Here is a 6,650-nt window from a genome sequence, read left to right as displayed (position 1 = left end):
TCAGTGACTCTGCCCCGGCCCGTTCAATGATCCCAGCAACCAGGTTTCGGCCATGTCGATCTGATTGATGAGCATCAGGAAGGTCTCGTCATTGATGCGCTGTTCAGCGCGCAGGTAGTGCACTTCCAGCCGCTCGGCGCGGATTGCCTCCAGCCGCAGTTCACGTTCGAACTGCTTGAAGCGGTTGGCCGCGCGCTGGGTTTCTTCCGAATCACTCTCCGCATTCATGCGCATGCGATAGGTGGCCAACAGACTGCCGCTGACTTCCATCAACAACGCCAGATCGGATTCATCGAGATTGACGCCGATGCGTTCCTGCGCCTCCTCGATGGTGCGCACGGCCGCCTCCGACAGGCGCAGGCGCGCCATCATTTCCTCCGCGCGGCGGCGCTTGACCTCGGCATCGAGCTGCAGATCCTTGAGCATCCAGGGCAGCAGGAAGCTGCCGAACAGCAGCGAGCACAGGATCACGCCGGTGGCGAGAAAGATCAGCAGGTCACGTGCCGGGAAGGGCGTATGTTCCTTCAGCAGCAGCGGGATCGACATCACACCCGCCAGCGTGATGGCCCCGCGCACGCCGGAAAGCGCCGTGATGCTGATGAGCCGCAAATCGAACTTGCGGTTGCGCCCGCTCTGGCCACGCAGGGCGGAGGCGAAGCGGCGCATGCGCAGGTTGATCCAGACCCACACGAAACGCAGCACGATCAGCGCCACCGTGATCGCCAGGATGTAGACGAACAGGTGCCACACCGGCACATTGCCCGCCATCTGCGCATCCACGTGGGCCAGACTGACGATGCCCGGCAATTGCAGGCCCAGCAGCAGGAAGGACATGCCGTTGAAGACGAATTCCAGCATGGTCATGATGCTGCGTCCCTGCAGCCGCGTGGCCGCCGATTCGCCACCGGCCGTCTCCAGATAGGGCATCAGCATGCCCGCCGCCACCGCCGCCAGAATGCCCGACAAACCAAAGTGTTCCGCAAAGATGTAGGCCGTGAAGGGGATCAGCAACAGCAGCACCACCTGGATGCCCGGCTCGTCACCGGCCCATTCGATGATCTTGCGGCGGATCAGCCCGAAGCCCCAGGCCACGATCAGCCCCACGGCAATGCCGCCCGCGGCGATCAGTACGAAGGAGATGCTGGCATCGAGCAGCGAGAAGGTCCCGGTGATGACGGCGGCAATCGCGAACTTGAAGGCCACCAGGCCGGACGCATCGTTCATCAGCGCCTCGCCCTCCAGCACGTGCTGCATCGAGGCCGGCAAGCGGCCCTTGCCGACGATAGACGAGACCGCCACCGCATCGGTGGGCGAGAGCACCGCCGCCAGCGCGAAGGCCGAGGGCAGCGAGATGACCGGGATCATCCAGTGGATGAAGTAACCCACGCCCACCACCGTGAACATCACCAGACCCAAGGCCAGCGCCAGGATGGGGCGCGCCAGGCGGAAAAACTCGCGCTTGGGCATGCGCCAGCCATCGGTGAAGAGCAGCGGCGGGATGAACAGCAGCAGGAACAGCTCCGGATCGAAGCTGATGCGCAGGCCGAACATGGGCATGGCCAGCACCGCGCCCAGCGCGATCTGAAACAGCGGCAGTGGCAGCTTGAAGGGAGCCAGCCGCGCGACCACGCCGGAGACGGCGACGGCCAGCAGCAGGATCAGGACGGTGAAGACGATTTCCATGAGGCAGCAGGTGATGTTCTTGTGATGAGGCGCGGGTGGGTCAGACCGGCAGGGCTGCAAGGAGTTGCAGACGCGTTGCAGGCGCGTTGCAATGACTTGCAACAAGCTTGCAAGTATACGGTACCTGCGCGGTACAAGCTCGGCAGCCATGTGCCACTGCATCAGGAGAAGGCGCGGGCAAAAACGACGATGCCGGCAAAGGCCGGCATCGGGGAACGCGGGGAGAGCAGGCGGTGCTTACGTGCCGGCCTTGGCCAGATAGCGGGCGCGCCAGGGTTTGAGCACCATCAGAGCCAGACAGGCGGTGAGGATGTCCAGCGTGATGGCGGTTCCGAAGACCGGATGCCAGCTGCCGGTCTTCTCATGCATCATGGCCGCCAGCGGGCCGCCGAAGATCGAGCCGATGCCTTGTGAGATATAGAGCCAGCCATAGTTGGCGGTGGCGTTGCGGGTGCCGAAGGTGTCGGTCAGGGTCGAGGGGAAGAGCGAGAAGATCTCGCCCCAGCCGAAGAAGACAATACCCGACAGCAGCACGAACAGCACCGCATTCTCGCGCGTGGCCAGCCACAGGGCCATGGCCACGCCTTCCAGGGCGAAGGCGAAGAACATGGTGTTCTCGCGGCCGTAGCGATCCGAGATCCAGCCGAAGAAGGGGCGCGTCAGGCCATTGGTGAGACGGTCGATGGTCAGCGCCAGCGGCAGCGCGGCCAGCCCGAACACCATCACGTTGGCCACGCCGAAGTCACGCGCGAAGGTGGCCATCTGCGAGGTCACCATCAGGCCCGAGGTCGACATCATGGTCATCATCACGAACATGAGCCAGAACAGCGGCGTACGCAGCATCTGGCGCGGCGCCAGGTCGAGCTTGCTGGCGGCAATCGCCGGGGCCGGCATGGCGGCCGCATGGCTGGCGTCAGGCGAGCGCAGCGCCTGTGCGGCCAGCACGCCGATCACGGCAAACACCAGGCCGAATTGCCAGAGCGTGGTCTCCAGCCCGGCACTGGCCAGCGAGGCCGAGATCGGGAAGGTGGTCAGGATGGCACCCATGCCGTAACCGGCCGCCACCATGCCCACCGCAAAGCCGCGACGGTCCGGGAACCAGCGCACCATCTGGCCGACCACGCCGACATAGACGATGCCGGTACCGAGCCCGCCCACCAGGCCATAGGCCAGGTAGAACATGCCGATGGTGGAAGCTTGCGCCGCCAGGACCCACGACAGGCCGGACATGAAGGTACCGATGGCGATCAGGCGGCGCGCGCCGAAGCGCTCGATCAGGCTGCCCTGGAAGGGCGAGAAGAAGGTCTGCAGCACGATCAGCATCGAGAAGGTGATCTGCAGTTCCGACAGCGGCACGCCCAGCTTGGCCGTGAGCGGCTTGGTGAACAAGGTCCACACGTATTGCGGACTGGAGATGGCCATCATGCAGATCAGGCCGATCAACAGCTGGAACCAGCGGTTGCGCAGCAAGCCCTGCGCGCTCGCCGGGGCGGTTTGGGTGAGGGTGGTCATGCGTTTCTCCTGTACAGAAAGCCAGAGTGGGGCGGCCAGCCTTGCCGGATCGGGCAGGATGCCGCTGGACTGAATTTATGTATGCATAAATCCTGGCAGCCACAAAAGCAGCTTTCGTGCCATTTGCTCCAGGGCAAATCCGGCACAGGAAAATCGGTTCAATTCTTCTTCGGGAGCGTAAAAAGCGGCCTGCGACCCGCAGTTGAAGCGCAAAGCTTCACTTTTTCAGCCAAAACGCTTGCGGCGGGTGGGGGTCGATGCCGGTGCGGTGCCCGGCGCCGGTGCAAGCTGCACCGACTCGGCACGCACCTGTTCGAGGCGGGCGATGGTGAGGCGTTCGACCACGGTATGGCTGTCTTCGATGTGACGCGCGATCAGTTCGCCGGCCAGAGCGGCATCGCTGCGGGCGATGGCGTCGAGGATGGCGCGGTGTTCGGCGTAGGTGTCATCGATGCAGTCGCCATAGGCGAAGTCCAGGCGCCGCATGATGCGCAGCTGGTTGGCCAGCTGGCGGTAGACGGTATCGGCCTCGGGGTTGCCGGCCGCCTGCACCAGCGCGCAGTGGAAGGCTTCGTCCAGGGCCGCCACGGCCAGCCCGTCGGGCAGGCGGTCGCCGGGGGCGCACTGCCAGATCGCGCCTTGTTCGGCCACCAGTTGCTGGCGCACGGCCGGGGCGATGCGCGGGGAGCACAGCTTGCGCACGGCGTGCAGTTCCAGCATCTCGCGCAATTCGTAGAGGGAGGCAAAGCGCGCCAGGTCGATCGGCACCACTTCCCAGCCATTGCGGAAGTGGCCGCGCACCAGGCCTTCGCTCTGCAGACGCATGAGCGCTTCGCGCACGGGCGTGCGCGAGACCTGCAGCCGCTCGGCCACGTCGTTCTCGGCAAAGCGGTCGCCGGGCAGCAGGCGGAAGGCGTAGATGTCATCGCGCAGGCTGGCATAGACCGTGTCGGTGAGCTTGCCGGCACGGCGGGTGGCGAGATCGGCGGGCGCTTGGCTGGACGTCATGAAGGAAGTGGCTGGGCGGGTGGACGGGGTTGGCGGCTATCTTAACGCGGGCGCGGGGGCGGATGGAAGACGGACATTCCTGCCAGCGCAACAGCGGCGGCCTTCAGGGCAGGGTATGAGGTATGCAGAAATAGTGCTTGAGGCACTATTCTTCCTTGCATATCATCTCAACGAGTTCTGAAAAGAAAGGATCCCCGATGCGGCCCTCTGTTGTGCTTGACATGAAGCGAAGCGCGGTGCGCGAAGCGGTAAGCCGCTTCCGCACGGCCAATCCACGCGTCTTCGGTTCGGTACTGCACGGCACCGACCGCGAGGGCAGCGACATCGATCTGCTGGTCGATGCGCTGCCGGGTGCCACGCTGTTCGACCTGGGCGGCCTGCAGGATGAGCTGGAAGCCTTGCTGGGCCTGCATGTCGATCTGTTGACCCCGGGCGATCTGCCACCGAAGTTCCGGGCACAGGTACTCGCGGAGGCGAGACCGGTATGAGCGTGACCCGCTTGACTGACTACCTGGACCACATGCAGCAGGCTGCCAGCGATGCCTGCAGCTTCGTGAAGGGCACGTCCAAAGCGGAATTCGTTGACGACAAACGAACTCAGCAGGCCGTCATCATGAGCCTCATCATCATCGGTGAGGCCTCCACGAAGGTGATGGACCGCTATCCCGAGTTCGCGCAGGCACATGCTGAGGTACCGTGGCGCAGTATGCGCGGCATGCGCAACCGCATTGCCCACGGCTACTTTGACATCAATCTCGACGTGGTATGGGATACCGTGCAGACGGCTCTGCCGGAGCTGCTGAAGCTGCTGCCCGAGGCGCGCAAGAGTGCGCAAGTCCAAGAAGGCCAGCAGTAAAACCGCGTCAGCCAAGACGCCTGAGGCTGGCGGTCTTCGCCAACGGAAGTGACTTACGAAACTTCGCGAGTGCATTGCGGGCCTTGCCCGCTCTGTTCCTGCCTTATTTTTTCTGTGAATGCTTCGTGCCGCGTGTGCCCAGCACGGTAATACGCTGCTTGGGCGAAGGTTCGGCCAACTCACGCGCAATGAAATCCACAAAGCTGCGCACCCGCGTCGACAGCTGCTGGCGCTGCGAATACACCGCAAAGATATCCGCATTGGGCGTCTGCCAGCCCGGCAGCACCTGCACCAGCCGCCCCTGTTCCAGATAGCTGCGGATATCCCACTCGGCGCGCATGAGGATGCCGTGCCCGTCCAGCGCCCACTTCACCGCGATCTCGCCATCATTGGTGGTGAGGTTGCCGCGGATCTTGACCGTCTCCGTCTTGCGCGAAGCACCGCTGCCGGATGACAGCTTCCACACCCCATAAGCCTCATCGCCCTGGCGGATGCCCACGCAATTGTGTTTGGACAGGTCATGCGGCGTCTGCGGCATGCCCCTGCGCCGGAGATAGTCCGGCGAGGCGCACAGCAGCCGCGCATTGGACGCCAGCCGCCGCGCTACCACCCTGGTATCGGGCGGCTCGCCGAAGCGGATGCAGACATCGAAACTGTCCTCGGTCAGCGGCGGCGGCATCACCGACAACTGCAACTGCACCGATACCTGCGGATGGCGCGTGACGAATTTGGAAATCACCGGCGCCACATGGCTGCGCCCGAACCCCAGCGTGGCATTGACCCGCAGCAGGCCTTCCGGGCGGCGTTTGGAGCTGCCCAGCAGCTCGGACAATTCATCGATCTGGTCGAGGATGCGGCGTGCATGTTCCAGATAGAGCTCGCCCTCGGGCGTCAACATCATGCGGCGCGTGGTGCGGTTGACCAGCGGCACGCCGGCCCGGGCTTCCATCAGCGTGAGGTGCTTGCTGACCGCCGCCGTGGTCAGTCCCAGCTCGCGCCCGGCCGCAGAGAGACTGCCGGCCATGGCCAGCACGGAAAAGAAACGCAGGTCGGCGGGAAGGACGGTGTCCTGCATGAAACCTCGCTAGGAAAACAAAAATGGATTGTTAAATCCAGGTTAAGAATGCTTTAAGTCTAGCACCGGTTCCTGTCCTTTCAGTATGGGTAAAGTAGTCCGCATGCAAAGACGCGGCGCATGCCGTCATTTTGCGAGACCCCACACCGCATCTCATCAAGAAAGGCTGGAGACATGAAAACCTATCGCATCGCAACCATCCCCGGCGACGGCATCGGCAAGGAAGTCATTCCTGCGGGCCGCCAGTTGCTGCAAGCCCTGGCCGCCGCCCGTGCCGACCTCGCCTTCGACTTCGAAGACTTCGGCTGGGGTGGCGATTACTACCGCCAGCACGGCGTGATGATGCCCGCCGATGGCCTCGATGCCCTGCGCGACAAGGACGCCATCCTGTTCGGCTCGGCCGGTGACCCGCACATTCCGGACCACGTGACCCTGTGGGGCCTGCGCCTGAAAATCTGCCAGGGCTTCGACCAGTACGCCAACGTGCGGCCCACGCGCATCCTGCCCGGCATCGAC

7 protein-coding genes are annotated in these 6,650 nt (G+C 64.0%); 3 read left to right on the top strand and 4 right to left on the bottom strand.

Features of this window, described 5'->3' with window-relative positions:
- The 3 genes from B3873_RS26010 to B3873_RS26000 form a co-directional block, all read right to left on the bottom strand.
- Positions 1–1,683: a Na+/H+ antiporter gene (locus B3873_RS26010; protein ID WP_276842936.1), complete on the bottom strand. Its 1,683-nt coding sequence runs from the start codon at positions 1,681–1,683 to the stop codon at positions 1–3.
- Positions 1,684–1,920: 237 nt separating this feature from the next.
- Entirely contained in the window at positions 1,921–3,195 is a 1,275-nt protein-coding gene (gene oxlT, locus B3873_RS26005; RefSeq protein ID WP_286870000.1) for an oxalate/formate MFS antiporter, read from the bottom strand.
- Positions 3,196–3,420: 225 nt separating this feature from the next.
- Positions 3,421–4,203 carry a GntR family transcriptional regulator gene (locus B3873_RS26000; protein WP_286869999.1) on the bottom strand — a complete coding sequence of 261 codons (783 nt, stop codon included), beginning with the start codon at positions 4,201–4,203 and terminating at the stop codon, positions 3,421–3,423.
- Positions 4,204–4,400: 197 nt separating this feature from the next.
- Between B3873_RS26000 and B3873_RS25995 the strand changes: the two genes are divergently transcribed.
- Positions 4,401–4,691 carry a nucleotidyltransferase family protein gene (locus B3873_RS25995; RefSeq protein WP_121045125.1) on the top strand — a complete coding sequence of 97 codons (291 nt, stop codon included), beginning with the start codon at positions 4,401–4,403 and terminating at the stop codon, positions 4,689–4,691.
- Positions 4,688–5,059 carry a DUF86 domain-containing protein gene (locus B3873_RS25990; protein ID WP_286869997.1) on the top strand — a complete coding sequence of 124 codons (372 nt, stop codon included), beginning with the start codon at positions 4,688–4,690 and terminating at the stop codon, positions 5,057–5,059. The genes B3873_RS25995 and B3873_RS25990 overlap by 4 nt, the downstream gene beginning before the upstream one ends.
- Before the next feature lie 103 nt (positions 5,060–5,162).
- On the opposite strand, the gene B3873_RS25985 is transcribed toward B3873_RS25990, so the two are convergent.
- A complete protein-coding gene (locus tag B3873_RS25985; protein WP_039784594.1) occupies positions 5,163–6,134 on the bottom strand; it encodes a LysR family transcriptional regulator in 972 nt (323 codons plus the stop codon).
- A gap of 174 nt (positions 6,135–6,308) precedes the next feature.
- Here B3873_RS25985 and B3873_RS25980 point away from each other — a divergent pair.
- A partial coding sequence (locus tag B3873_RS25980) for an isocitrate/isopropylmalate family dehydrogenase (RefSeq protein WP_286869996.1) occupies positions 6,309–6,650 on the top strand: 342 nt, incomplete at its 3' end.

Origin of the sequence: Herbaspirillum sp. UBA812 (genome assembly GCF_002296545.1) — a bacterium.
GTDB classification, from domain to species: Bacteria; Pseudomonadota; Gammaproteobacteria; order Burkholderiales; family Burkholderiaceae_D; genus Herbaspirillum; species Herbaspirillum huttiense.
Note: the sequence above shows the minus strand (reverse complement) of the source record. Positions and strands in the feature narration are given on the sequence as shown.

Bases quoted from the DNA above. Each gene is read 5' to 3' on its own strand.
- B3873_RS26010 (WP_276842936.1), bottom strand. From the start codon at position 1,683: ATGGAAATCGTCTTCACCGTCCTGATCCTGCTGCTGGCCGTCGCCGTC.
- oxlT (WP_286870000.1), bottom strand. From the start codon at position 3,195: ATGACCACCCTCACCCAAACCGCCCCGGCGAGCGCGCAGGGCTTGCTG.
- B3873_RS25985 (WP_039784594.1), bottom strand. From the start codon at position 6,134: ATGCAGGACACCGTCCTTCCCGCCGACCTGCGTTTCTTTTCCGTGCTG.
- B3873_RS25990 (WP_286869997.1), top strand. From the start codon at position 4,688: ATGAGCGTGACCCGCTTGACTGACTACCTGGACCACATGCAGCAGGCT.
- B3873_RS25995 (WP_121045125.1), top strand. From the start codon at position 4,401: ATGCGGCCCTCTGTTGTGCTTGACATGAAGCGAAGCGCGGTGCGCGAA.
- B3873_RS26000 (WP_286869999.1), bottom strand. From the start codon at position 4,203: ATGACGTCCAGCCAAGCGCCCGCCGATCTCGCCACCCGCCGTGCCGGC.